The organism is Gemmatimonas phototrophica, assembly GCF_000695095.2.
In the GTDB taxonomy this organism is placed as follows: domain Bacteria; phylum Gemmatimonadota; class Gemmatimonadetes; order Gemmatimonadales; family Gemmatimonadaceae; genus Gemmatimonas; species Gemmatimonas phototrophica.
On the sequence record NZ_CP011454.1, the window covers coordinates 3621732 to 3644625 of the forward strand.

Annotated in this window: 18 protein-coding genes; 11 read left to right on the plus strand and 7 right to left on the minus strand. The window is 64.8% G+C overall.

Going from position 1 to position 22894, the window contains the following annotated elements; all coding sequences use genetic code 11:
* Positions 1-39: 39 nt before the first annotated feature.
* On the plus strand, positions 40-1074 hold the full coding sequence (locus tag GEMMAAP_RS15310) for a serine/threonine-protein kinase (protein WP_158514887.1): 1035 nt from the start codon (positions 40-42) through the stop codon (positions 1072-1074).
* Positions 1075-1086: 12 nt separating this feature from the next.
* Here GEMMAAP_RS15310 and GEMMAAP_RS15315 read toward each other — a convergent pair whose 3' ends face one another.
* Positions 1087-2262, minus strand: a complete 1176-nt coding sequence (locus GEMMAAP_RS15315; RefSeq protein ID WP_082821381.1) for a PQQ-dependent sugar dehydrogenase — start codon at positions 2260-2262, stop codon at positions 1087-1089.
* Between the two features lie 248 nt (positions 2263-2510).
* Here GEMMAAP_RS15315 and GEMMAAP_RS15320 point away from each other — a divergent pair, with 248 nt between their 5' ends.
* The 4 genes from GEMMAAP_RS15320 (at position 2511) to GEMMAAP_RS15335 (ending at position 8894) form a co-directional block, all read left to right on the plus strand.
* Positions 2511-4298, plus strand: a complete 1788-nt coding sequence (locus GEMMAAP_RS15320; RefSeq protein ID WP_425482936.1) for a gamma-glutamyltransferase family protein — start codon at positions 2511-2513, stop codon at positions 4296-4298.
* 164 nt (positions 4299-4462) lie between these two features.
* On the plus strand, positions 4463-4972 hold the full coding sequence (locus GEMMAAP_RS15325) for a (2Fe-2S)-binding protein (RefSeq protein ID WP_026848500.1): 510 nt from the start codon (positions 4463-4465) through the stop codon (positions 4970-4972).
* Positions 4973-4975: 3 nt separating this feature from the next.
* Positions 4976-7258, plus strand: a complete 2283-nt coding sequence (locus tag GEMMAAP_RS15330; RefSeq protein ID WP_238588147.1) for a xanthine dehydrogenase family protein molybdopterin-binding subunit — start codon at positions 4976-4978, stop codon at positions 7256-7258.
* 13 nt (positions 7259-7271) lie between these two features.
* Positions 7272-8894 (plus strand): alpha-D-glucose phosphate-specific phosphoglucomutase, encoded by a 1623-nt coding sequence (locus GEMMAAP_RS15335; protein ID WP_026848498.1) that lies wholly within the window; start codon positions 7272-7274, stop codon positions 8892-8894.
* 94 nt (positions 8895-8988) lie between these two features.
* Here the strand turns inward: GEMMAAP_RS15335 and GEMMAAP_RS15340 are convergent, their stop codons facing one another.
* A complete protein-coding gene (locus GEMMAAP_RS15340; RefSeq protein WP_026848497.1) occupies positions 8989-9864 on the minus strand; it encodes a PP2C family protein-serine/threonine phosphatase in 876 nt (291 codons plus the stop codon).
* A 184-nt stretch (positions 9865-10048) separates the two neighbouring features.
* On the opposite strand from GEMMAAP_RS15340, the gene GEMMAAP_RS15345 reads away from it, so the two are divergent.
* Positions 10049-11017 (plus strand): protochlorophyllide reductase, encoded by a 969-nt coding sequence (locus GEMMAAP_RS15345; RefSeq protein WP_026848496.1) that lies wholly within the window; start codon positions 10049-10051, stop codon positions 11015-11017.
* A 269-nt stretch (positions 11018-11286) separates the two neighbouring features.
* On the opposite strand, the gene GEMMAAP_RS15350 is transcribed toward GEMMAAP_RS15345, so the two are convergent.
* Positions 11287-12462 carry a PepSY-associated TM helix domain-containing protein gene (locus tag GEMMAAP_RS15350; RefSeq protein WP_026848495.1) on the minus strand — a complete coding sequence of 392 codons (1176 nt, stop codon included), beginning with the start codon at positions 12460-12462 and terminating at the stop codon, positions 11287-11289.
* 150 nt (positions 12463-12612) lie between these two features.
* On the opposite strand from GEMMAAP_RS15350, the gene GEMMAAP_RS15355 reads away from it, so the two are divergent.
* The 3 genes from GEMMAAP_RS15355 to GEMMAAP_RS15365 all read left to right on the plus strand — a co-directional run bounded on the left by GEMMAAP_RS15355 (position 12613) and on the right by GEMMAAP_RS15365 (position 17128).
* Positions 12613-13677, plus strand: coding sequence for a patatin-like phospholipase domain-containing protein (locus GEMMAAP_RS15355; protein ID WP_026848494.1), 1065 nt, complete (start codon positions 12613-12615; stop codon positions 13675-13677).
* A 40-nt stretch (positions 13678-13717) separates the two neighbouring features.
* Positions 13718-15883: a prolyl oligopeptidase family serine peptidase gene (locus GEMMAAP_RS15360; protein ID WP_053333667.1), complete on the plus strand. Its 2166-nt coding sequence runs from the start codon at positions 13718-13720 to the stop codon at positions 15881-15883.
* A 432-nt stretch (positions 15884-16315) separates the two neighbouring features.
* Positions 16316-17128: a matrixin family metalloprotease gene (locus GEMMAAP_RS15365; protein WP_026848493.1), complete on the plus strand. Its 813-nt coding sequence runs from the start codon at positions 16316-16318 to the stop codon at positions 17126-17128.
* A gap of 11 nt (positions 17129-17139) precedes the next feature.
* Here the strand turns inward: GEMMAAP_RS15365 and GEMMAAP_RS15370 are convergent, their stop codons facing one another.
* The 3 genes from GEMMAAP_RS15370 to GEMMAAP_RS15380 are packed head-to-tail and all read right to left on the minus strand — an operon-like array spanning position 17140 to position 19765.
* Positions 17140-18387, minus strand: coding sequence for a PDZ domain-containing protein (locus GEMMAAP_RS15370; RefSeq protein WP_158514888.1), 1248 nt, complete (start codon positions 18385-18387; stop codon positions 17140-17142).
* Between the two features lie 18 nt (positions 18388-18405).
* Positions 18406-19203: a hypothetical protein gene (locus tag GEMMAAP_RS15375; protein WP_026848491.1), complete on the minus strand. Its 798-nt coding sequence runs from the start codon at positions 19201-19203 to the stop codon at positions 18406-18408.
* Positions 19166-19765 (minus strand): RNA polymerase sigma factor, encoded by a 600-nt coding sequence (locus GEMMAAP_RS15380; RefSeq protein WP_053333666.1) that lies wholly within the window; start codon positions 19763-19765, stop codon positions 19166-19168. The genes GEMMAAP_RS15375 and GEMMAAP_RS15380 overlap by 38 nt, the downstream gene beginning before the upstream one ends.
* A 377-nt stretch (positions 19766-20142) precedes the next feature.
* Here GEMMAAP_RS15380 and GEMMAAP_RS15385 point away from each other — a divergent pair, with 377 nt between their 5' ends.
* Complete coding sequence (locus GEMMAAP_RS15385) at positions 20143-21666, plus strand: serine hydrolase domain-containing protein (protein ID WP_053333665.1); 1524 nt, start codon at positions 20143-20145, stop codon at positions 21664-21666.
* 73 nt (positions 21667-21739) lie between these two features.
* A complete protein-coding gene (locus tag GEMMAAP_RS15390; protein ID WP_238588148.1) occupies positions 21740-22123 on the plus strand; it encodes a metal-sulfur cluster assembly factor in 384 nt (127 codons plus the stop codon).
* 80 nt (positions 22124-22203) lie between these two features.
* On the opposite strand, the gene GEMMAAP_RS15395 is transcribed toward GEMMAAP_RS15390, so the two are convergent.
* Positions 22204-22779, minus strand: a complete 576-nt coding sequence (locus tag GEMMAAP_RS15395; RefSeq protein ID WP_082821386.1) for a signal peptidase II — start codon at positions 22777-22779, stop codon at positions 22204-22206.
* Positions 22780-22894 lie beyond the last annotated feature (115 nt).

A 22894-nucleotide genomic window follows, 5' to 3' on the forward strand; every position in this document is an offset into this window, starting at 1 on the left:
CTACAGCAGAGCTGCGTGGCTCAGCGTACAATTATGGTTGTGAGCCACTCTTCATCCGCCACCGATGCGGCCTTGCGCGAGCGCCTTCAGCGGCAGCTGGGAGACGCGTACGTGATTAGCCGTGAACTTGGCGGTGGGGGCTCCTCGCGGGTTTTTCTTGCGACTGAGACCGCTCTGGACCGCCCGGTGGTGCTCAAGGTACTGCCTCCCGAGCTCACCGACGGTGTGGACAGCGCCCGCTTTCGTCGGGAGGTGCTCATTGCGGCCCGTCTGCAGCATCCCCATCTGGTGCCGCTACTCACGGCGGACGAAGGGGTAGCGTCCAACGAGGACAACGCGCTACGCTGGTTCACCATGCCCTATGTGGAGGGGCAGTCACTCCGGGAATGGCTGAACAAGCGTGGGGCTTTCCCCATTCCCGATGCCTCCCGCTTGCTCCGGGAGCTGGCCACCGCACTCGCCTACGCCCACGCCAAGGGAGTGATTCACCGGGATATCAAGCCGGAGAACATCCTGATGTGTGAAGGGGTGTCGATGATCTCCGATTTTGGCGTCGCCAAGGCCCTCGACGATGCCAGTGCCGATGCGGTGAGCACGGGTCGTCGCGTTACAACGGTGAGTATGACACTTGGCACGCCTGCCTACATGGCACCGGAGCAGGTGAACAATGCCAAGGTCGTGGATCACAAGGCCGATCTGTACGCCTTTGCCTGCGTGGCCTACGAGGTGCTCACCGGCGCGCCCCCATTCGTGCGCCCGTCGTTGCGCGCAACGCTGGCGGCACAGCTTCGCGACCTGCCGGTTCCGCTCGCTGAACGTCGCCCCGAGATCCCCGCGCCACTGGCCGATATCCTGATGCGCTGCCTGGCCAAGGATCCGCTGCAACGACCACACTCCGCCACCGCCATCATCAAGGTGCTGGACACGTTGTCCGCATCACCTGCAGTTCCTGCCCCCGCACCGGCGCCGCCACCCACCAGGGCGCGGTCGACCGCGCCCGGATTGACCAAGACCATGATCGTGGTGGCGGTACTGCTGGTTGCCGTGGTGGCGTGGTGGGTGTTTGGCCTGTAGGCCGACCCTGCGTCAGCCCACCACCGGTTTGATGCGCAGCACACGTCCATTGCTGCTGTCGGTCACGATGTACACAAACCCATCAGGGCCCACGGCCACATCGCGAATTCGCTCGCCCAGTTCACCGAGGTAGCGCACTTCGCGCGTCACGCGACCGTTGGTGAGCTCAAGGCGCACCAGCGCCCCCGGGCTGAGTGAGCCGATCAAGATGCTGCCCTGCCATCCTGGAATGGCGCTCGCGGTGTAGAACGCCATACCGGATGGCGCGATGACGGGATCCCAGTAGTACACCGGCTGTTCCAGTCCGGCCTTGGCGCTGCCTTCTCCGATTCGCGCGCCGGAGTAATCCACGCCGTAGGTAATGACCGGCCACCCATAGTTCCTGGCGCGTTCCGGATGGTTGAGTTCATCTCCCCCTCGCGCGCCGTGCTCCACGGTCCAGAGTTGCCCCGTGGTCGGGTGCAGCGCGGCCGCCTGCACGTTGCGATGTCCGTACGACCAGATCTCCGCACGAGCATCGGTGCGATTCACAAACGGGTTGTCGGCGGGCACCGTCCCGTTGGTGGCGATACGCATGATCTTGCCCTGTCCCATGGAAAGATCCTGCGCCCGCTCCTTCCAGTTCATGCGATCACCCTGCGTGATGAACAGCTGACCATCACGGGCGAAGACGAGACGTGAACCATAGTGGCCGCCGCCGTTGAGCTTGGGCTCCTGCCGGTAGATCACCTGCACGTTCACCAGCGCGGCGCCGCTGAGTTGGGCGCGGGCGACTGCCGTGCCGGAGCCACCAGCGCCGGCTTCGGCGTAGGACAGATAGATCATCTGGTTTTGCGCGAACTGCGGGTCGATGGCCACATCGAGCAATCCCCCTTGCCCTTGTGCGAAAACCGACGGGACCCCCGTCAGTGGCGCCGACAGCTGGCCGCTGGTCGAGAGCATACGCAGTCGCCCCGGTCGCTCGGTGACCAGCGCCCGACCATCGGGGAGAAACTCAATGGCCCACGGGTTCACGAGTCCGGTGGCTACGACCTCCGAAGTCACCACGCCCCTGGTACTGGACGGCGTGGGCGATCGGTCGGCCAGTTGCTGCGATGCCGGAACCTCAGTGGATGGCTCGTCCGCCGGTGACGACGCCGACGGCGAGGAGCAGCCGGCCAGCACGAGAAACGTGAGGAATGCACGCATTGGCGTTACCGTGAAGCGTGGAACAAACGCGGTACCGTGAAGCGGTACGGGAAGACCCCTGTCATCCAAACCCCCGCCCTCCCATGTCGTTCCCTTCATTTCGCTCGCTGCTGGCCAGCCTGGTCACCGCCTCGGCCCTCGTTGCCCCCGGGTTGCTGGCCCAACGCGCCGCCACGGGACAGCCGGTTGGGCCGGTAGATCCCCGTCGGGCCACGACGCAAAAGCCGCCGCTGCACGGCAAGCATTGGATGGCCATCACGGGAAAGCCGTTGGGGGCGACCGCGGGAGCCATGATGTTCCAGAAGGGGGGGAACGCGGTGGATGCGGCCGCCGCCATGCTGGCCGCGACCTGTACCATGTGGGACACGCTGCACTGCGGCGGGGAAACCCAGGCGCTCATTTACCACCCCCAGCTCAAGAAGGTCATTGGCATCAATGCCCTCGGAGTGGCGCCCACCGGCGCCACGGCGGAGTTCTACCGCAGCAAGGGCTACGATCATCCTCCCGAGTTTGGGCCGCTGGCAGCCATTACGCCGGGTACACCGGGCGGCCTCATGGTAATGCTCGCCGAGTACGGTACGCTGTCGCTCAAGGACGTGCTGGGCCCCGCCATTCAGATGGCTGACGGCTATCCGGTGGAAGCGCAGCTGGCCAACAACATTGAACGGCAGAAAGACTGGATCAAGAAGTGGAAGTATGCGCCGGCCGTCATGCTGCCGCACGCGGGCAGCGGCGGGCGTGAAGCCCCCGAGGCGGGCGAACTGTTTGTGCAGAAGGATCTCGCCGCCACCTTCCGCAAACTGGTGGCGACGGAACAAGCGGCACGAAAGGCCGGCAAAACGCGCAAGCAGGCCATCATGGCGGCGTATGACCGCTTTTACAAAGGCGACATTGCGCAGGAACTCGTGCGTGGCATGCGTGAAGACGGCGGGCTCTTCACCATGGCAGACCTGGCCAACTGGCGCGTGAAGATTGAAGAGCCGCTGTGCACCAACTACAAGGGCATTGACGTGTGCAAGCTGCAGCAATGGCAGCAGGGCCCGGCCATGCTGCAGGCGCTCAACATTCTGGAGAACGCCGATCTCAAGGCGATGGAGTACAACTCGCCGCAGTACGTACACACGGTATATCAGTCCATAAGCATGGCGTTTGCCGATCGCGATTTTTACTACGGCGATCCGGCCTTCGCGCCGGAAGAGCCCATGAAGGGGTTGCTGTCGAAGGAATATGCGAAAGCACGCTGGAACAGCATGAACCGCAGTCGGAACGACGCGGGAATCAAGCCGGGCGATCCGTACCCGTTTCAGCAGGGGGTGAACCCGTTCACGGGGCTGTTGGCGCAGTGGGACAACGCAAAGTTTCTGCCACGTGACACCACGAAGCAGAGTGGCCAGCAGGATCGGCCCGTGCGTCCCGATACCATGTTCGACGCGCAGCTGCGTGAAGCCTTCCACGGCGGCACGACCAGCATTGAAGCCGCCGACAGCGCGGGGTGGGTAGTGAGCATCACCCCCAGCGGCGGCTGGGTACCGGCGGTGATTGCCGGGCGCACCGGTATCGGACTCAGTCAGCGTGGGCAGAGCTTCGTGACGCGCCCCCAGGATGGTCCCTTCAACGTGATTGAACCCGGGAAGCGGCCGCGGGTGACCCTCACCCCCACGATGGCGCTGAAAGACGGGGCGCCGTTCCTTGCCTTTGCCGTGCAGGGCGGCGACACGCAGGACCAGAATCTGCTGCAGTTCTTTTTGAACATGGTGGAGTTTGGCATGACCGTGCAGCAGGCCGTGGAGGCACCGAACATCAACTCGTACCAGATGCGCAATTCGTTCGGCTTCCACGAAACGCAGCCGGGGCTCATGGAAATTGCCACGAGCATGCCGGAAGCCAACCGCTCGGCGCTCACGGCCATGGGCTATCGGCTTCGCCCCCTTGAGCGCACGTCTGGCCCCATCACGGCCATCTGGTTCGACCGCAAGCACCGCACCATGTGGGGCGGGGTGTCAAACCACGGGGAAGACCACGGGATTGCGTGGTAGGTCGCGACTGACAACTCAGGACCCGAACCCCCGACCCGGAACTGATCAGTTCCGGGTTGGGGGGTTGAGTTTGGGGTCATGGGTTGACCGTAACTGGACTCACAGCCCCCACAGAGCGAAATTCAAGGGGGTGTTCCTTCCTTTCCCCCGACGCTACGGGTCCCATGCCGATCACGCTCAAGGTCAACGGCAAAACGCGCACAGTTGACGTGCCCGCAGATATGCCCCTGTTGTGGGTGCTGCGCGATGAACTCGATCTGAAAGGCACCAAGTTTGGTTGCGGCGCCAACCGGTGCGGCGCCTGCACGGTGCACGTGAACGGCGTGGCCCAGCGCACCTGCACGATGCCCGTGTCGCGGGCGGCCGGCGCTGACATCACCACCATCGAGGGGCTCTCGCCCGATGGGACGCACGCGGTGCAGCAGGCATGGGAAGAGCTGGACGTGCCGCAATGCGGCTACTGCCAGGCCGGCCAGATGATGGCCACCGCCTCGCTGCTGGCCAAGACGCCCAAGCCTACTGACGCGGACATCGATGCGGCGCTCAACACCAATCTGTGCCGCTGTGCTACCTACCTGCGCATTCGCGCGGCGGTGCACCGCGCCGCCGAGATCAAGGCCGGCGGCGCCGCCGTCGGTTCCAGTGGCGCATCCAAGAATACCAAGGAGGACTGACCCGTGACGTCTTCCCTGACCCCCGACAACAACACCGTGTCCACGCCGGTGAACCGCCGCGACTTTTTGCGCGTCAGTGCGCTCGCCGGCGGCGGCATTCTGCTGGCCAGCTACGCTGAACCGCTGGGCGCCATTGAACGCCTCGGCATGAGCACGCCGGCCGCCGAGCCCATGCTCAGCGCGTTCATCCGCATTACCGCCGATAACATCGTCACCATTACCGCCAAGAATCCCGAGATTGGCCAGGGCATCAAGACCATGTTGCCCATGCTCATCGCCGAGGAGCTCGATGTGGATTGGGCGAATGTGCGCATCGAGCAGGCGGACTTCGATCCCACGAAGTATCCCGCGCAGGTGGCTGGCGGCAGCACCGCTACCCCCACCAACTGGATTCCGCAGCGCCGCGTTGGCGCCGCCGGACGCGCCATGATTCTGGCCGCGGCCGCGAAGGAGTGGAATGTGCCGGCGGGCGAGCTTACCACCGCCAAGGGCGTGGTGACGCACAAGAGCTCCGGCAAGACGGCGACGTACGGTGCGCTGGCCACTGCGGCGGCGAGCATCACGCCGCCGGATCTGGCCACGGTGCCGCTCAAGGACCCGAAGCAGTTCACGATCATCGGCACGCGCAAAAAGACGGTTGGCATCAAGGACATTCTCACGGGCAAGCCGCTCTTCGGCCTTGATGTGACCGTGCCCAACATGCACTACGCCACGTTTGTCAAAGCGCCGGTGTATGCCGCCAAGGTGAAGAGCGCCAACCTCGACCTCATCAAGCAGCAAGCCGGTGTCACCCACGCGTTCGTGGTAGACGGCACCGACAACCTGGCTGGTCTCAAGGCCGGTGTCGCCATCGTGGGCAAGAACTGGTGGCTGGTGCAGGAAGCCCGCAAAAAGCTGGTGGTGGAGTGGGCGGAACATCCCACGTCGCAGCAGTCGAGTGCCGCGTTCGCCGCCAAGGCCAAGGAGTTCTTTGCCGCGGCCCCGCATCGCAATATTCGCAACGACGGGGATTTTGACACGGCCATCAAGTCAGCCGCCAAGGTGGTGGAAGCCGAGTACAGCTATCCGTTCATCAATCACGCCACGCTGGAGCCGCAGAACTGCACGGCGCGCATGAATGCCGACGGGACGTGCGAAATGTGGACCACGTCGCAGACGCCGCAGGGTGGGCGGGCGCTTGTGGCCACCACGCTTGGCCTCAAGGAAGACCAGGTGGTGATGCACATGATGCGCGCCGGCGGTGGATTCGGGCGTCGCCTGTACAACGAACCACTGGCCGAAGTGGCGTTCATTGCCCGCGAAGCCAAGGTGCCGGTGAAGCTGATCTGGACCCGCGAAGACGATATGCGGCACGATCAGTTCCGTCCGGGTGGCTTCCACAAGTTCACCGGTGGTATCGACGCCAACGGCAAGCTGGTGGCGTTCCGCAACCACTTCGCCACGTTCGGGCAGGGGGAGCGGTTTGCCTCAAGCGCCGACATTGGTCCGGGTGAGTACCCCGCGCGTTTCGTGCCCAATCTCAAGATGGACGTGTCGGTCATGCCGCTGGGTGTGCCGACCGGCGCGTTGCGTGCTCCGCGCTCCAACGCACTGTCGTTCGCCTTCCAGGGCTTCATCGACGAGTGTGCAGTAGCCGCCGGCAAGGATCCGCTGCAGTTCCGCATTGATATGCTCAAGGCGGAAATTGCACCGGCGCAGCCCCTCACGCCGCAGCAGCAGGCGGGGCAGATGGATGCGCAGCGCGTGATCGGGATTCTCGAAATGGTGCGCGACGTATCCGGGTGGGGCAAAACCAAACTGCCCAAGGGCACCGGGATGGGCGTGGCGTTCTACTTCAGCCACCGTGGCTACTTCGCCGAAGTGGTACAGGCCACCGTGAGCAAGGCCGGTGAAGTGAAGGTGGACAAGGTGTGGGCGGTGGGTGATGTGGGCAGCGAAATCATCAACCCCAACCACGCCGAACAGCAGGTGCAGGGTGCGGTGCTCGATGGCCTCGGCCAGGCGTATGGGCAGGAGATCACCTTTACGGCCGGCAAGGCCGATCAAGGCAACTTCGCCCCGGCCACCACAGCCAGTGGGTCGGCCGCCAACTTCCCGTTGCTCCGCATCAAGCAGGCCCCACCCGTCGTGGAAGTGCATTGGAAGAAGACCACGTTTTCTCCCACCGGCATTGGTGAACCCGCCATGCCTCCGCTCATTCCGGCGCTCATGGGCGCCATCTATCAGGCTACGGGCAAACGCGTGCGGCAGTTGCCGTTGTCCAAGGCCGATCTCAAATGGACCTGATGGCGTGACCAGCATGCAGATCGTCTCCACGTCCCCGTTCGCTGACCAGCGGCCGGGGACGTCGGGTTTGCGCAAGCGCACTCCCGTGTTTCAGCAGCCGCACTATCTCGAGAACTTCGTACAGGCGCTGCTCGAAGAAGCCGCCCTGCCCGCCGACGCCACGCTCGTAGTCGGCGGCGATGGCCGCTTTCTCAACCGCGAAGCGATCGTGACCATCATTCGCATGGCGGCCGGGAACGGCATTGGTCATGTCGTGGTGGGACGCGGCGGCCTGCTCTCCACACCGGCGGCGTCGCATCTCATTCGACAGGGCGCCGCAGGCGGCATCATTCTTTCGGCCAGCCACAACCCCGGCGGGCCAGACGGCGACTTCGGGATCAAGTACAACACCGCAAACGGTGGCCCGGCGCCCGAGTCGTACACCAATGCGGTGGCCGCGCGTGCAGCAGCGCTCACGTCGTATCGCATTGCCGAACTGCCGGCGTTTGATCTGGATGTGCAGGGGACGGTAGAGTTGCCGGGCATCACCATTGACGTGGTGGACCCGGTTGAGGCCTATGCGAGCCTGATGGAGTCGCTGTTTGACTTCGACGCCATCCGGAAGCTGTTTGCGAGTGGATTCCGCATGCGGATGGACAGCATGCACGCCATTACCGGCCCCTATGCCGTGGAGATCCTCGAGCGCCGATTGGGAGCGGCAGCCGGCACGGTAATCAACGCCGTGCCACTCCCGGATTTTGGTGGTGGGCACCCCGATCCCAACCTTACGTACGCGCATGAGTTGGTGGAAGAAATGTTCGGTGCCCAGGCACTGGACTTTGGTGCGGCCAGCGATGGCGACGGCGATCGCAACATGATTCTCGGGCAGCGGTTCTTCGTCACGCCCAGCGACAGCCTGGCCGTTATGGCGGCCAACGCCACACTGGTCCCAGGCTATCGGGCCGGATTGGCTGGCGTGGCGCGCAGCATGCCCACCAGTGCCGCCGTCGATACCGTGGCGACGGCGCTGGGCATTCCCTGCTTCGAAACGCCCACGGGGTGGAAGTTCTTTGGCAACCTGTTGGACGCCGGGCGCATTACCCTCTGCGGCGAAGAAAGCTTTGGCACCGGCAGCAATCACGTTCGCGAGAAAGACGGCCTGTGGGCGGTACTCTTCTGGCTCAACATCGTGGCCGCGCGCGGGGAGAGTGTGGAGCAGATCGTGCGCGCGCACTGGGCCACGTACGGGCGCAATTACTACACGCGCTACGACTACGAAGCGGTGCCAAGCGACGCCGCCAACGGGGTGATGGCGTTGCTCCGTGACCGACTGTCGTCGTTGCCCGGCAGCGTGCTTACGGGTCGCACCGTGCAGGCCGCCGACGATTTTTCGTACACCGACCCCATCGACGGCAGCGTGAGCGCCAAGCAGGGCATTCGGGTGCTCTTCACCGATGGCGCCCGCATTGTGTACCGGTTGTCCGGCACGGGCACCGAGGGCGCGACGATTCGCGTGTATATAGAGTCGAAGGAAACGGCCAGCGACCGACTGGGTATGGAGACGGCGGAGGCGCTTCGGGATTTGGTGGCCGCCGCGCTCGAGCTCGCAGAGATTGTCGAGCGGACCGGGCGTGAGGCGCCAACGGTGATTACGTGACGACTCACGACTCAGTACTCAAACGCACCACCCGAAACTGATCAGTTCCGGGTGGTGCGTTTGAGTAAAGAGTTGTGGGTTTCTGCGTTTCGCCCTACCCCTGCGGCAACGCCCGCCCGACCACCACCGTGACGTTGTCGCTGCCGCCGCGCTCGAGGGCGAGATCCACCAGTTCGCGACAGAGTTGCTCGGATGACATGAGCCGCCCGCACGCATCGGCGATTTCGGCATCAGTGACATGCTTCGTGAGTCCGTCGCTGCACACCAGCGTGATGCTGCCACGCTTGCTCACGTCAATGCGTGAGATTTCCGGGACAGCATCGTCAGCGCCAATGGCGCTCGATAGCACGTGATTGAGCGGCGAGTTGTGCGCGCGCTCCGGGGTGAGCGCACCGCGATCAATCATCTCCTGGGCCAGCGTCTGATCGCGGGTGAGCTGACGGAGTTCGCCGTCCTGAAAGTGATAGCAGCGGCTGTCGCCCACCTGCACCACATAGAGCCACGGCCACACCACGATGCCGATTGACAACGTGGTGGCCATCTTGCGCCCTTCCATCTGCACCGCCGCCTGCTCCTTGACGCGACGATGCGCTTCAATGGCCGACTCACGCAGCGCGGCCGTGAACTCGTTTTCGCTGGCTGAACCCGCCGCATGCCAACACTTCATGGCCGAGGCGAAGTACTCCGTTACCGCGATCGTGGCCAGTCGACTGGCTTCGCTGCCATCGGCGCTACCGCCAACACCATCAGCGACCAGCATGATGGTGGCGACCCGCTCTCCACGCAGCGTGATGGCCGAGGTGTCGGCGAGACTGGTGCCATGCACCACAACCTGCGGGTGCACGGTGCACAGCAGAAACTGATCCTGATTTGACGTCCGCACACGACCAGTGTGCGTGAGCCCGAAGAGATCGAGCTCGTCGTCGCGAGGGCGAACCACGGGGGGGCTTACATCTTGAACAGACACCATACCCCCACAATGATGCCGCGGGGTGACGGCGGCAAGCGCCGACCCCAACCGTGTGCCGAATTGGGGACCGAAGGCCGGTCTGGCGTGCCCGGCCGGAACATCAGATATTCCGCCGGGAATAGTCGAGCAGATCTCTCCCGTATCCTGCCGGCCTGGTTTTCCACCGACCTTCCTGTCGAGCCCCATGTCGACTGCTCCTACCTGTATCATCACCGGCGCCTCGTCTGGCGTCGGGTTGTACGGCGCCAAATCACTGGCCGCTCGTGGTTGGCATGTGGTGATGGCCTGCCGCGATCTCGCCAAGGCTACGGCGGCCGCAGACGCCCTGGGGATCCCCAAGGCGAGCCGTACCCTGATGCCCATCGATCTGGGCTCCCAGGCCAGCGTGCGCGCCTTTGTCGAGGCCTTTCGCGCCACCGGCCGGGCGCTCGACGCGCTGGTGTGCAACGCAGCCGTGTACCTGCCACGCCTCACGGAGCCCATGCGATCGCCGGAGGGCTACGAAATCAGTGTGGCCACCAACCACTTCGGCCACTTTCTGCTCGCCAATCTCCTCCTCCCCGATTTGCAGCGCAGCACGCACGCGTCGCGCCGCCTCATCATTCTGGGCACGGTAACCGCCAACTACGAAGAGTTCGGCGGCAAGATCCCCATTCCGGCACCGGCAGACCTCGGCAACCTCGAGGGGCTGGAAGCCGGGTTTCTGGCGCCCATCGCCATGCTCAACGGCAAGGCGTTCAAGCCGGGGAAAGCGTATAAGGACAGCAAGCTGTGCAATATGATCACCGGGCGTGAACTGCATCGCCGGTATCACGGACAGACGGGGATCGTCTTCAACACGCTCTATCCCGGATGTGTGGCTGACACGCCGCTGTTCCGGCACACACCGCCGGCATTCCAGCGCATCTTCCCGTGGTTTCAAAAGAACATCACCAAGGGGTACGTGACGCAGGAGCTGGCGGGTGACCGCCTGGCGCAGGTGGTTGCTGATCCGGCCTTTGGGAGCCGCAGCGGAGTGCACTGGAGCTGGGGCAACCGCCAGAAGGAGGGGCGCGAAGCATTTGCGCAGCAACTCACCGCGCGCGCGCAGGACCAGGCATTGGGCGAACGCCTGTGGACGCTGACGGCGGGGTGCGTGGGGATGGGGAGTTGAACGGATGGCTGACAACTCGGACTGAGAACTCCGCGCGGTTGGCGGGGGAGTTCTCAGTTTCAGTTGAAGTCGTCAGTCATCAGTTGGAGTTTTCAGTTGTGAGTCATAGCCCCTGCTACCCCTCGGCGCCTCATGCGCCTGCAGCCACGTCCACTCGGCGTCTGTGTAGAGCCGCGACAGCACGAACGAACTCAAACCAAAAACGCGAACCCACATCCCGGAACTGATCAGTTGTGGGTGGTGGGTCGGGATTTTGCGTTCCGGTTGGACTACGCCGTGGTCGCGGCAGGCACCGTGTTCGCCCGCCGCCGCCAGGCCAAGAACCGGCGCAGCGAGAGGTAGAGACCTGTGTAGACCAAAACGGCGGCGCCCAGCGACACGAGCCCCGCCAAGGTCTGCCCCCAAAAGCCAAGCACTTCACCGGTGTGCGCAAATCGCATGATGGAGCGAGCACGCCGCCCTTCACTTTGCGACGAAAACGGCTGCCACTTGGCAGGCTCGCCGGTGCGCGAGACGGTGAGTGTCGCACGCTTGTGGGGTTCCCCGCCCATTCCACGGTCGAGCGTGTAGACCAACGGAGCCTCGGCGTTCTTGGGCCATGCCAGCGACACCGTGCGCCAGTCGGGCATGCGCTCCGTTGCGAGGGCGGCGACATCACCGACAAGGGGTACGACGGCCCCTCCCTCCGTGCCCAAGGCTGGCCGACCCGCCGCCGCCCCTCCGACCGGCGCCCCTTCGGGCGCCCGCGCTGGCGGCGTGTCCCCCACCGCGCGATACACCAGATCACTCGCCCACGGGAAGGAGATCACCGCCGCACTGGCAACGATGATGGCCAGCGGAATGGCGCTCCAAATGCCAATCACATTGTGCCAGTTGAAGTCGCGCGCTTTGGGAGACAGTCCGCGGCGGAACCACAGTACCTGGCGCAGCGCGCTCCACTTCACCACACGGGGCCACCACAGCACGATGCCGGTGAGCACCAACACAAGAAACGCGAGGTTCGACCAGCCGGTGACCAAACGCCCCGTTTTGCGGGACTCATCGCTCGTGGCCAGCCAGCGGTGCCAGTCGGTCGCCACGCTGAACAGCTTGCGCATGGAGGCGCTACCCGTGCCCACGACGGTGCCGGTGTAGGCATTGAGATATTGGCGCCCGGCCCGGCCGAACTGCACTTCCACGGGCATAGCGGCACCCTGACGCCATACCACGGTGGTGGGTGTCTTGCTCTCGCGGGAAGCGACCAGCCGCAACAGCGAATCGGCGCTGAGCCTGGTAGCTCCGGGCGTCGGCGGCCCGGCCTGCACCCCCCGGAGGTCGGCCCACAGTGTCATCTGCTTTTGGTAGGTGAGCAGCACGCCCGTGACCGACATGATGAGCACCACCACGCCGGAGAGGAGACCGGCCATGAGATGGGTCCAGAAGAGCAACGGGCGGAGACGGCGCATAGCGGGCGGAGTGAACGGGTGACTCTTAGTTGAGAACGACTATCAAATACCGTGCACGCATCCTAACCCTGCATACCCGAATCAGTCAATCGGGATTGGTTCGCAACTACGGGCCACCGCTGCCCTTGATCCGCTGGTGACATTGCGAGCATGTCGCGATCTGTCCTGACACTGCGCGCCGGCCCGACGGCGCTCGCCCTGCTGCGCGAACGCGGGCTGCGCCCCGACGATGTGGATGTGGTGCCCGGCGCCTCCGGCGGCGCCAAATGGCTGGGGATTGCCGGTCTGGATCGCTACCTCTTTGGCACATTTCTCCAGGCGCCACGCACCCGCCCCTTGCATGGCATTGGCAGTTCCATTGGCAGCTGGCGCATGGCCTGCCTGGCCCAACGGGACCCCCTGGCGGCGCTCGCCCGTGGACATGAGGCGTACACCCACCATCAGGTGTACAGCAAAAATCCGAGCCCGCGCGAAGTCACTGAGGTGCTCACCCGGTGCCTCGATCATCTGCTGGGGCCTACCGGCGTGGAGGAGATGGTTCATCACCCCACCGTGCGCGTGCACATCATTACCGCTGAGGCCCGCGGCGCCGCTGCCAGCGAGAAACGACTGGTTCTGGCCACGGCCATGGCCTTTGCCGCTGCGGCCAATCTGATTTCGCGGCGCACCCTCGCGTTGCAGGTCCGTCGTACAATCTTTCACGCCGCCGCCGACGAGTCGCCGTTCCTGCACCTGCGGGATCTGCCCACGGTGCACCGCACCCTCACCGAGCAGAATGCGCGAGCTGCGCTGCTTGCCTCAGGCTCCATTCCCCTCCTGCTGGACGGCGTGCGTATCCCGGACACCCCCGGTGTCCACTGGGATGGCGGGGTCACCGACTACCATCTCGACCTCGACTTCGGCGACGGCGACGGGCTGGTGCTCTTCCCGCACTTCTTCGAACACGTGGTGCCGGGGTGGTTCGACAAGTCCCTCCCGTGGCGACGGGCCGGTGCCCGCAACTTTTCCCGCACGCTGCTCATAGCACCCAGCCCGGCGTTCATTGCGCAGCTGCCGGGTGGCAAGATTCCCGATCGCCGCGATTTCTATGCGCTTACCGACCGAGAGCGGTTTGCCCGCTGGGACCGCGTGAACGCCATGACCAGTGTGCTTGGCGAAGCGCTGCACGAACTGATTGCCACGGGGCGACTCATCGATCAGGTACGGCCGTGGTAAAGGGGTGACTCGGCGGCGGTGCGGTATGCATCTTTGGCCCATGCGTACCCCACACCTTTCCGTTGCAGCGTATGCCGTGCTGCTGTCGCTCGGCGCGCCGGTGGCCGCCGCCCAACCGCTCACGCTCGACCAGGTCGTCCAGTCGGGGGCCATTACCGGCTCCACGCCCGGCGCGGTGACATGGTCGCCCGACAGCCGCACACTGGCCTTCACCTGGGACAGCACCGGCGCCGGGAATCGTGCGCTGTGGCTGGTGCAACACGATGGCACGCGCCGCCGAGTGATTGCGAACCTTGGAGGTGCCGCCATTCGCGAAGTGTCGTGGCGACCGGATGCCCGTGCATTGTACGCGCTACAGGGCGACGCGCTGGTGCAACTGACGCTGGCGACCAACGCGCTGGACACGCTCGCCATGGTTGGACGCGAGGCCCACGATTTCACGCTGTCGCCAGTGGGTGGGCAAGCAGCGTATCTGCGCGATGGTGACGTCTGGATGGTACGTCTTGACGCCCCCGGCACGGCGCCGCGCCGTCTCACGACCGTATCCGTCCCCTCTATTGCGACGGTTCCACTGGGCACCTACGCGCGACTCGACCGGGAGATTGGCCCTGGCACCTGGAGCAGTGCCGCGCCCTCGTTTGCCTTTGCGCCAGACGGGCGAACGCTGGCGGTGCACGTGGTGGATCGGCGCGCGGTGCGGACGGTCCCGTTCCCGTACTACCTCGGCGCCGAAACACAGGTGAATTTGCTGCGCCGTTCTTACCCCGGGGATGCCAACGAATCGCGGCAGATGGCGCTAGTGGATGTGGCGTCGGGCACCATGACGGTCCTGCCCTTTGAACAACCCACCGCCGTGCAGGTGCTCAACTTCGCGTGGTCACCGCAGGGCGTGCTGATGGTGGATCGTGAAGCCGACGACGCCACCGAGCGATGGGTGCACGTGATGCAACCGGGCGCGGCGCCGCGTGTGGTGTATCACGACCAACGCGCCTCGCGCATTTACACCGAGCACGCATCGGCGTGGTCGCACAACGGCACCTCGCTGTTGCTCACCACCGATCGTGACGATCGCTATCGCGTGTACTCCGTGTCGTTGACCGACAGCACACCGGTGCCGCTCACGCCGGCTACCAGTGATGTCCAGGGGGAGGCGATGGCGCTGCCCGATGGCAATGTGGCCTGGCTTTCCGCTGCACCTTCTGTGTCGCAGCGTCAGTTGTGGCGCGCGGCGCGTGGCCAGTCGCCGGTACAGGTTACGCGCCGGGCAGGGACGCACCGCGTGATGATCTCGCCGGATGGGCGCACCGTGGCCAGTCTGGTGAGTGACGACATCACGCCACCGCATCTGGTTCTGGTACCGATGCGCGGTGGCGTCGAGCAGGTGGTCACGGCACCGGGCGGACCCGGACTTGGCAGTGCCCAACTCGTGGCGCCGCGTTACGTGACGATGGCTGGTCCCGGTGATGTGGCAGGGGCCGACAGCTTGCGGGCCAAGGTGTGGCTTCCCGCCGCCGCGCAGCGTGGTGAGCGGGTGCCGGTGGTCTTTGGCCCCATCTATTCCAACACGGTGCGCAATCGCTGGGGCGGCACCTACGGCCTGTTGCAGCAGTTGCTGGTACAGCGTGGCTATGCGGTCATTCAAGTGGACGTGCGTGGCTCCACGGGATACGGGCGGGCATTTCGGGAAGCCTTCCTCGCCGAATGGGGCGGACGGGATCTCGACGACCTCGCCGCCGCCAAGCAGTGGCTGGGCGCACAGTCGTGGGCCGACACCTCGCGTACGGGGATCTTTGGTTCGTCGTACGGCGGACTCATTACCGTGTATTCGCTGTTCAAGCGCCCGGGGCTCTTCAAAGCCGGTGTGGCCGGCGCGTCGGCCACCGATCCGCGTTTCTTTGGCAGTGACGACGTCGCCATTGCGCGCCGCCCCCTCACCCATCCCGACATCTTCAAGCGCGGCGCCCTCCAGTACGCCGGTGGATTGCGTGATCATCTCATGCTCATTCACGGTCTGATGGACGACGTTGTCCCCTTCAAGACCACCGCCGATCTGGCCGAAGAGCTGATGCGGCAGGGAAAGGATTTTGATCTGGTCATTGCGCCGTCCGCCACGCACGGCTGGACTGCGCGACCGCAACATGCCCGATATCTGCTGGGGAAGTTGGTGCAGCATTTTGACAGATACATTCTCCCGAAAGGGCGTTGAACGGCCACTGCGGTTCGGGTGTGGACCTGCCACTGCGGAATTGGAAGACCGCTGCGGTTCTGGACTGCCACTGCAGTTGAGGAACACGGCGGTTTGGGTGGACATGGAAGCGCCCGCCGGCTTCGCCGGGCGGGCGCATTCCTTGGTGGTTGTCTCACCGAAACTGCGGTGGCGGTTGCATTCACCACCAAAAACGTGCCGCCACGGCGAAGCCGGGCGGCACTTTCCGCAGCGACCCAAACGGCACGGTTCCTCAACCGCAGTGGTGGTCCTGAACTGCAGTGGTAGTCCAGAACCGCGGTAGCAGGTCCAAGCCTGAACCGCAGTTGCAGGTCACCCCACCTGCACCAAAAGTGACCGCCCCGCCATCCGCTCGTCGTCAATGGACCGTCCGCCCTTGGGCGGCCTCCCGCTTCCTGACGTCGCGCCTTCATGAAGACCGCCGAAACTCTGTTGGCCTGTTGCGTGGTGGGCCTGGCCTGTTTCATTGGCGGCCAGACCGTTGGTGCGCGGGGGTCCTCGGTACTGATCGAATCGAGTGGCACGATTGCCACGCGCCCGGCGCGTGTCGGCCCGCTGGACTCAACGGCCGCCCCGACGGCCAAACGCCTGTCCACGGCCCATGGGGAAGAACGGCTGGTGACCAGCAATGCGCCCGCCGAACGGCCGCGTCGCGATGTGGACGACGCGCGGCGCCGCATTGCCATGGGCATGGACGGCACCTACATCCACGAGCTGCTGACAGCCCGCGATTCGGCAATCGCCCGCTGGCCCGACCGCCTGTCCCGGCCATTGCGCGTGCATGTGCGGGAGAGCGAAGAGCTGGAGTCCTGGAACCCCGATTTCACGCCCGCTGTGCGTGATGCCTTTGACACTTGGGTGCAGTCGGGCATTCCGGTGCGTTTCACCTTCGTGCGTGACTCGGCCACAGCCGACATTCACGTCCGCTTCGTGAGCAGCTTCGCCAACGGCATCAGCGGCAAAACGGTGTGGAGCCGCGATGGACTACACTGGCTGCTCTCGAGTGACATTCAGCTCGCGGTGACCCATCCCAATGGCGGATCCATCACGCCGCCACAGATGCGGGCCATTGCGCTGCACGAAGTGGGGCACCTGCTCGGACTTGATCACACCAGCGATCCCGACAACATCATGTCGGCGCGGATTCGCGTGCGAGAATTGAGTGAGGCGGATCGTGCTACCGTACGCCTCGTGTATTCTGTGCCGGCGGGGTCGCTGAAGTAGAGCGCGTGGTTCTACCGCAGCTCCAGCACCACGGTGCGCGACGCGCCACTCTTGTTCTGCACCAGCAGCCGTGCCTCGCGCGCGGAGTAAAACGTCCGCCGCAGTGACGTGACGTCACGCACCGGCGTCCCGTTCACCGACCGCACCACTTCACCCGAGCGCAGCCCCGCATCAGCCGCGGGCGTACCCGCCGGCACACGCAACACCAGCACCCCGGGCTCCAGGCCAAGGCTCTCGGCGAATTCGTCGTCGATGGTCGCAAACTGTGCCCCCGCAATCACCACCACCCCGCTGCCGCTGAACATGTTCATGGGTGGGGGCGTGGGCGACGACGGCGGCAGGGGGGCCTGCGGAGCGCGTACAAAGACCATGGCGCGTTCCTCCTTGCGCGCCCCCACCGTCACGGGCACCTCGCGTGGCTTGCCCGCGCGCCGTACCCGGATACGAACCGTATTGCCGGCCGTGATGAGCTCCGCATAGTTCACGGCGCTCTGCATGACATCGCGCCCGTTGTACGCCACCAGCGTATCGCCCGCCGTGAGACCGGCACGGGCCGCCGGCGAACCGAGATCAACCGTTTCCACCAGCGGATACTCGCAGTGGCTCGTCATGACACCGTCCGGCGTGACAATGCGGATCTGTGCCCCCGACAACGACAGCCCCATGTACCCCGACGGTGCCGTCACCCCGTTGGGCAGCGCCGACTCGGCTTCGAACGCGAACGCGGCCACCTGGGGTTGCAGCGAGCGAATGAACCGGCTGATGCTCGGTGCTCCCGTACGCATGGTGCTATCGATGGCGATGAACAGACCACGCGAATCATCAAGCGGCCTCATGGTGACGCGCACACTGTCAAAAGGCCGCGCGCCACCACGGCCGTCGCTGCGGCGCACGAAGACATTCCCGCCCTGCTCATCCTGCGTGAAACGCACGACGATCTGCATGAGCGAATCCATGCCGCGCTGCACCTGCGAGATGCGCTGCACCTGCGCCCCTTCCAGCTGACGCTGCTGCTCAAGCGTGAGCGCTGCGCTTTCGAGCTCCCGCTTGAGACGCAAGAGCGCGAGCCCCTCCGGCGCATTCACCAGCGCCGACGGCGACGACTCCAACTCCATGCAGACGTTGTTGCTGGTAGGCAGTCGTTTGACCGACGCGCGTTGGCGTGTCGTGGAGACCGGTGTTTGCGCCTCAACCGCCGAGGCCAGCACTCCGGCGGCCAGCACACCCACTGCGGAATACCGCCAGTGTGCCCCTGTCATGATCCGTGCCTGCATCGTTCAGTACCGTTCAATGATCTTGTCCACCGGCAGCGCGCCACCGAGCGCCTGCAACGTGGCCTCACGCGCCGTGTAGGCCGCAAGGTAGTAGTGATTCAGCACCGGATCCTGCGGAGCATCACGCAGCGCGGCACGCGACGCTTCCATCATCTGATCCAGCGCGGCCAGCCGTGTGCGATACACTTCCGAATCGCGCAGCGTGGTATCGTTGGACGCCAGCCACAGTGATGCCCGTTCGTAGTCGCGCTGCGCACGGAACAACACACCCGTGGCTTCGTCCACACTGCCGAAGTCCTTCTCGTTGCCAAACGCGACCGGGCGCACCGCAACACCCGCCGCATCCAGCGACTCGGCCACCGCGCCAAGCGAGGCATCGGCCAGCGAGGCACCGGACGCGCGCGCAGCGGACATCGTTCCAGTCAGGCGACCCACTACAGCGCCGCCAGCGACGAGCAGGAGCGCTGCAGCCGCCTGTCGGAACAGCGGCGCCCAATGGCGACGCGCCGGGGCCGCTGCGCGTACGGGCGCGGACACCACCGGCGTATCGCCACGCAGGCCGGCCGCAATCTGCTCCCACTCCACCAACCGCGGCGCCTGCGCATCACTCTCGCGCTGCCCGAGTGCACCAGCCAACCCGACCAATGCGGCGACGGCATCCCGTTCAGCACGGCACGCCTCACAGCCGGCAAGGTGCGCCAGCTCCTCGGCGGTGAACGGCTCGTGGTCGAACGCCGCCACGCGTTCGGTGGTGAGGTGCGGATTACTGGGCTGCATATCCACCTGCGTATCCACCTGCATAGCTCCGATCCTGACCGGTTTGGAACGACATCGATTCCACCAGCGGGGCAAGCAACCGGCGCAGCTTTGCCCTGGCCTTGAACAGCTGTGATTTGGAGCCGCCGGGGGTGATCCCCAGCTCCACCGCGATTTCTTCGTGGGTATAGCCTTCCACGTCGTGCAGCAGAAATACCGTGCGCGCCCCCGGAGAGAGCTGGCGCGCGGCGTCCTCGATGGACTGCGCGAGCATGCTGCGCTCGGCGTCCTGCTCCACCACGGCGGAATCCTCTTCAATTGCCGTTTCGGCCGCAGCAACCCGCTTCACGCTGCGGAGGGCGTTGAGCGTGCGATTGATGGCCACCCGATGAATCCAGGTGCTGAACTTCGCGTCCCCCCGCCATGACGGGAGGGCACGAAAAATCTGGATCCAGACCTCCTGCGCGATATCCTCGGCAAGGTCGGGATCTCCGGCGAGTCGGCGGACCACCGCGTCCACGTGCGGGGCATGCTGATTCCACAGCAGCCGCATGGCGCGCTCGTCCCCGTCGATCGCCCGTCTCACAATGGCGGCGTCAGTCTCCATGGGGTTCGAATAATCTGTCACCGGGGCAACCCGAAGGGTTGCCTACGGCGGACAACTGCGTAAAAGCGTTATGGGTCATGGGTTACCGGGTAACGGCGGAACAGCGTAACGGCGTTATGGGTCATGGGTTACCAGGTGACCGAGTAACAGCGGGAAAAGCGACGGAGTGGTCTCATCCCGCTATTACGCGGTGACCCGATAACCCATAACCCATGACGCCGTTACATGGTTTTCCCGTTGCCTTGCTCTCATTGAGGGCGTCCGGGGTATTGACGGGCATGATTGGTCGCCTTAGATGACTTAAGGACAGTTACACCGTCGGCACGGATTGCTGACGGGGTCTGCACTCGCGCGATACCCTACGGCCGGTTTCTCTGGTGTTCCTACTCACTGCGCTTGTCATTGCCGCTGCTGATGTCACGCGCGTGGCGATGCCCATGTCGGCCGGACTCCCCGAGCGGGAGCCCGCGGCCGTAGGCATGTCGGCGGAGCGACTGGGGACTATTGATCGGGTGGTGCAGCGCGGTGTTGAGGCCGGGGGCTACCCTGGGGCGTCTGTCGTGGTTGGACGCAAAGGGTACTCCGTGTTCTCCCGGGGCATTGGAACGCTCGACTGGACGCGGAAGATGCGCGTCTCGGCGCAGGAGAGCATTTACGATCTCGCGTCGCTTACCAAAGTGGTGGCCACCACGACCGCCCTTATGGTGCTCTACGACCGCGGGCAGGTGGATCTCGACGCCAAGGTCTCAACGTACCTGCCGACGTTCAGCGGTGGCCTCAAGGATCAGGTGACGGTACGCCACCTCCTCACTCATCGTGCCGGCCTGTCGGCAGGACGGGAGCTATGGCGCATTGCGGATTCTCCGGCTGAAGCCCGGGCTGCGGTGCTGTCATCACCGGTCAACTGCACGCCGGGCGCCTGCTACGAGTACTCCGATCTGGGCGCCGACCTGCTGGGGTTCATTGCCGAAGTCGTCAGTGGCCAGTCGCTAGATGTCTTTTTGCAGCAGGCCGTCTTTCAGAAGTTGGGGATGAATGACACCCAGTTCCGGGTGTCAGAGCTGGACATGCTGCGTACCGCCCCCACCGAAATTGCCCCGCCCCGTGGCTACCCGCTGCGTGGCGAAGTGCACGATGAAAACGCCTTTGCGTTGGGAGGCATTGCCGGTCACGCCGGTCTGTTCAGCACCGCGTCCGATTTGTCGGTGTTTGCCCAGATGCTGCTGGACGGCGGCCAGTACAATGGCGTGCGGGTCATCGCCGACAGTACGGTGCAGCTGTTCACGAAGCGGGCGGCCGGCCACCGTGCTCTGGGTTGGGATACCTGCGACGGCGGGGCTGGCTGTGGGCAGTTCATGTCGGAGCGGGCCTTTGGCCACACCGGCTTCACGGGAACGTCGCTCTGGATTGACCCCGACCGGCAGATGTTCGTGGTGCTGCTCACCAATCGGGTGCACGCCGCCCGTGCCCGCCGTCCCAGCAAGGTCATAGCAGACGTGCGGAACGACCTGGCAGACGCCGCCGTGCTGGCCGTCATGGATGATCCCGAAGGGGTCCGGGCCATGCCCGCCAGCTTCCGGGCCGATCTGGCCCAGGACTGGAACCGCCCGCTCCGCTCGCGGCGTGCCAGCAGTGCGGCCGCCCGTCGCCGAGCCGCCGCAGCCAAGCGCGCCGCCACCCGTAAAGCGGTCGTCAAGAAGAAAAGTTCTGGCTCGGTCAAGACATCGCCGACGAGGAAAGCCAGCGCCACCAAAGCCACCGCCAAGAAAGCCACGGTGAAGAAAGCCACGGTGAAGAAGGCCACGGTGAAGAAGGCCACGGCCAAGAAGGCGACCGTCAAGAAATCGCCCCCCAAGAAGTCGGGGACCAGCAAGACGACCAAAACAAAGGCCCGGAGCTGATCCGGGCCTTTGTTTTGGCTGGGAATAATCCCGAGTAGGGAACTACCCATTGCCCCCATCGCTATAGTTCTGCATGGACTCCGCCACGGACTACGTCATGGACGAACAGACTGAAGCGACGCCGAGCGATGTGGACGCCAGCACCATCCAAAGTGGTGGGGTGGTGTCAGCCGATCAGGCGCGGTTGGTGTTACGTCGGGTCAAAGACCCCGAACTCAACCTCAACATCGTGGATCTCGGGCTCGTGTACGACATCACGGTCGAAGACTCCGTGGTGCGCGTGGACATGAGCCTGACCTCTCCCGGCTGTCCCTCCGGCCCCGAAATCATGGGCGAGGCGGAGCAGCAGCTGCGCACGCTGCCCGGCGTAACCGATGTGCAGATGAATCTCATCTGGTCGCCGCCCTGGACGCCCGAGCGCATCGAACCGCGCGTTCGTGCCTACATGGGTTTCTAGCACCCGGAACGACATCAGGAAAGACAAAAACGGGGACCGTGCCTGAGCGCGGTCCCCGTTTTGTTTTCGTTCGCCGGCGCTCAAGCCAATTCGATATCCACCGGCATCGCACGGGGGGCCATGCGCTGGGCCCGCTCCGCGCGGGCCAAGCGCACCAGCTTCGCCCCAACGGGGGCGAGCATCAGCGATCCAGCCCACAGAAAGAAGTCGGCGACATTGGCCACCATGGTGGTATCGGCGGTAAGGCGAATTCCAATGAAATCCGCGACGCCGAAAGGCCCCGCCATAATGCTGAGCAGGTTGCCCACCGCACCACCGCTCACCAGCCCGAGCGCCATCGTGGCCCGCGGGTCGACAGCAGCCATCTGGCGCACGACCGAAAGCACCAGTCCGAGCGCCAGCACCGTGACCACAACGTTGATGAGCCAGGTGTAGGGGCCCATGGAGACGCCGCCCGCCGCGCCGGTATTCCAGACAAGCGTGAGCGACAGCCGCTCCGTCAGCGAGACGACCCCGTGGTCGCCCAACACGCGGACCGCCACTTCCTTGGTGAGCAGGTCAACCATACAGGCGGCGCCCGCGATGCCGAGATAGCGGCGGGTCACGGGATCCCGAAGGAACTTCGCACTGGGTACGGATGGGCGGGAAAGTCGCATGCGTCAGGCAACCGGAAGGGGACAACTGCGCTTTGCCTTCCCTCACGCACCTAACATGCCGCTCCATACCCCTCGCATGGCTCAGCTCGCCAAGCCATCGGGAAACTCCTAAGCA

Coding starts and splice junctions, on each gene's coding strand:
- GEMMAAP_RS15315 (WP_082821381.1), bottom strand. CDS start 2,262: ATGCGTGCATTCCTCACGTTTCTCGTGCTGGCCGGCTGCTCCTCGCCG.
- GEMMAAP_RS15320 (WP_425482936.1), top strand. CDS start 2,511: ATGGCCATCACGGGAAAGCCGTTGGGGGCGACCGCGGGAGCCATGATG.
- GEMMAAP_RS15325 (WP_026848500.1), top strand. CDS start 4,463: ATGCCGATCACGCTCAAGGTCAACGGCAAAACGCGCACAGTTGACGTG.
- GEMMAAP_RS15335 (WP_026848498.1), top strand. CDS start 7,272: ATGCAGATCGTCTCCACGTCCCCGTTCGCTGACCAGCGGCCGGGGACG.
- GEMMAAP_RS15340 (WP_026848497.1), bottom strand. CDS start 9,864: ATGGTGTCTGTTCAAGATGTAAGCCCCCCCGTGGTTCGCCCTCGCGAC.
- GEMMAAP_RS15345 (WP_026848496.1), top strand. CDS start 10,049: ATGTCGACTGCTCCTACCTGTATCATCACCGGCGCCTCGTCTGGCGTC.
- GEMMAAP_RS15350 (WP_026848495.1), bottom strand. CDS start 12,462: ATGCGCCGTCTCCGCCCGTTGCTCTTCTGGACCCATCTCATGGCCGGT.
- GEMMAAP_RS15355 (WP_026848494.1), top strand. CDS start 12,613: ATGTCGCGATCTGTCCTGACACTGCGCGCCGGCCCGACGGCGCTCGCC.
- GEMMAAP_RS15360 (WP_053333667.1), top strand. CDS start 13,718: ATGCGTACCCCACACCTTTCCGTTGCAGCGTATGCCGTGCTGCTGTCG.
- GEMMAAP_RS15365 (WP_026848493.1), top strand. CDS start 16,316: ATGAAGACCGCCGAAACTCTGTTGGCCTGTTGCGTGGTGGGCCTGGCC.
- GEMMAAP_RS15370 (WP_158514888.1), bottom strand. CDS start 18,387: ATGACAGGGGCACACTGGCGGTATTCCGCAGTGGGTGTGCTGGCCGCC.
- GEMMAAP_RS15375 (WP_026848491.1), bottom strand. CDS start 19,203: ATGCAGGTGGATACGCAGGTGGATATGCAGCCCAGTAATCCGCACCTC.
- GEMMAAP_RS15380 (WP_053333666.1), bottom strand. CDS start 19,765: ATGGAGACTGACGCCGCCATTGTGAGACGGGCGATCGACGGGGACGAG.
- GEMMAAP_RS15390 (WP_238588148.1), top strand. CDS start 21,740: ATGGACTCCGCCACGGACTACGTCATGGACGAACAGACTGAAGCGACG.
- GEMMAAP_RS15395 (WP_082821386.1), bottom strand. CDS start 22,779: ATGCGACTTTCCCGCCCATCCGTACCCAGTGCGAAGTTCCTTCGGGAT.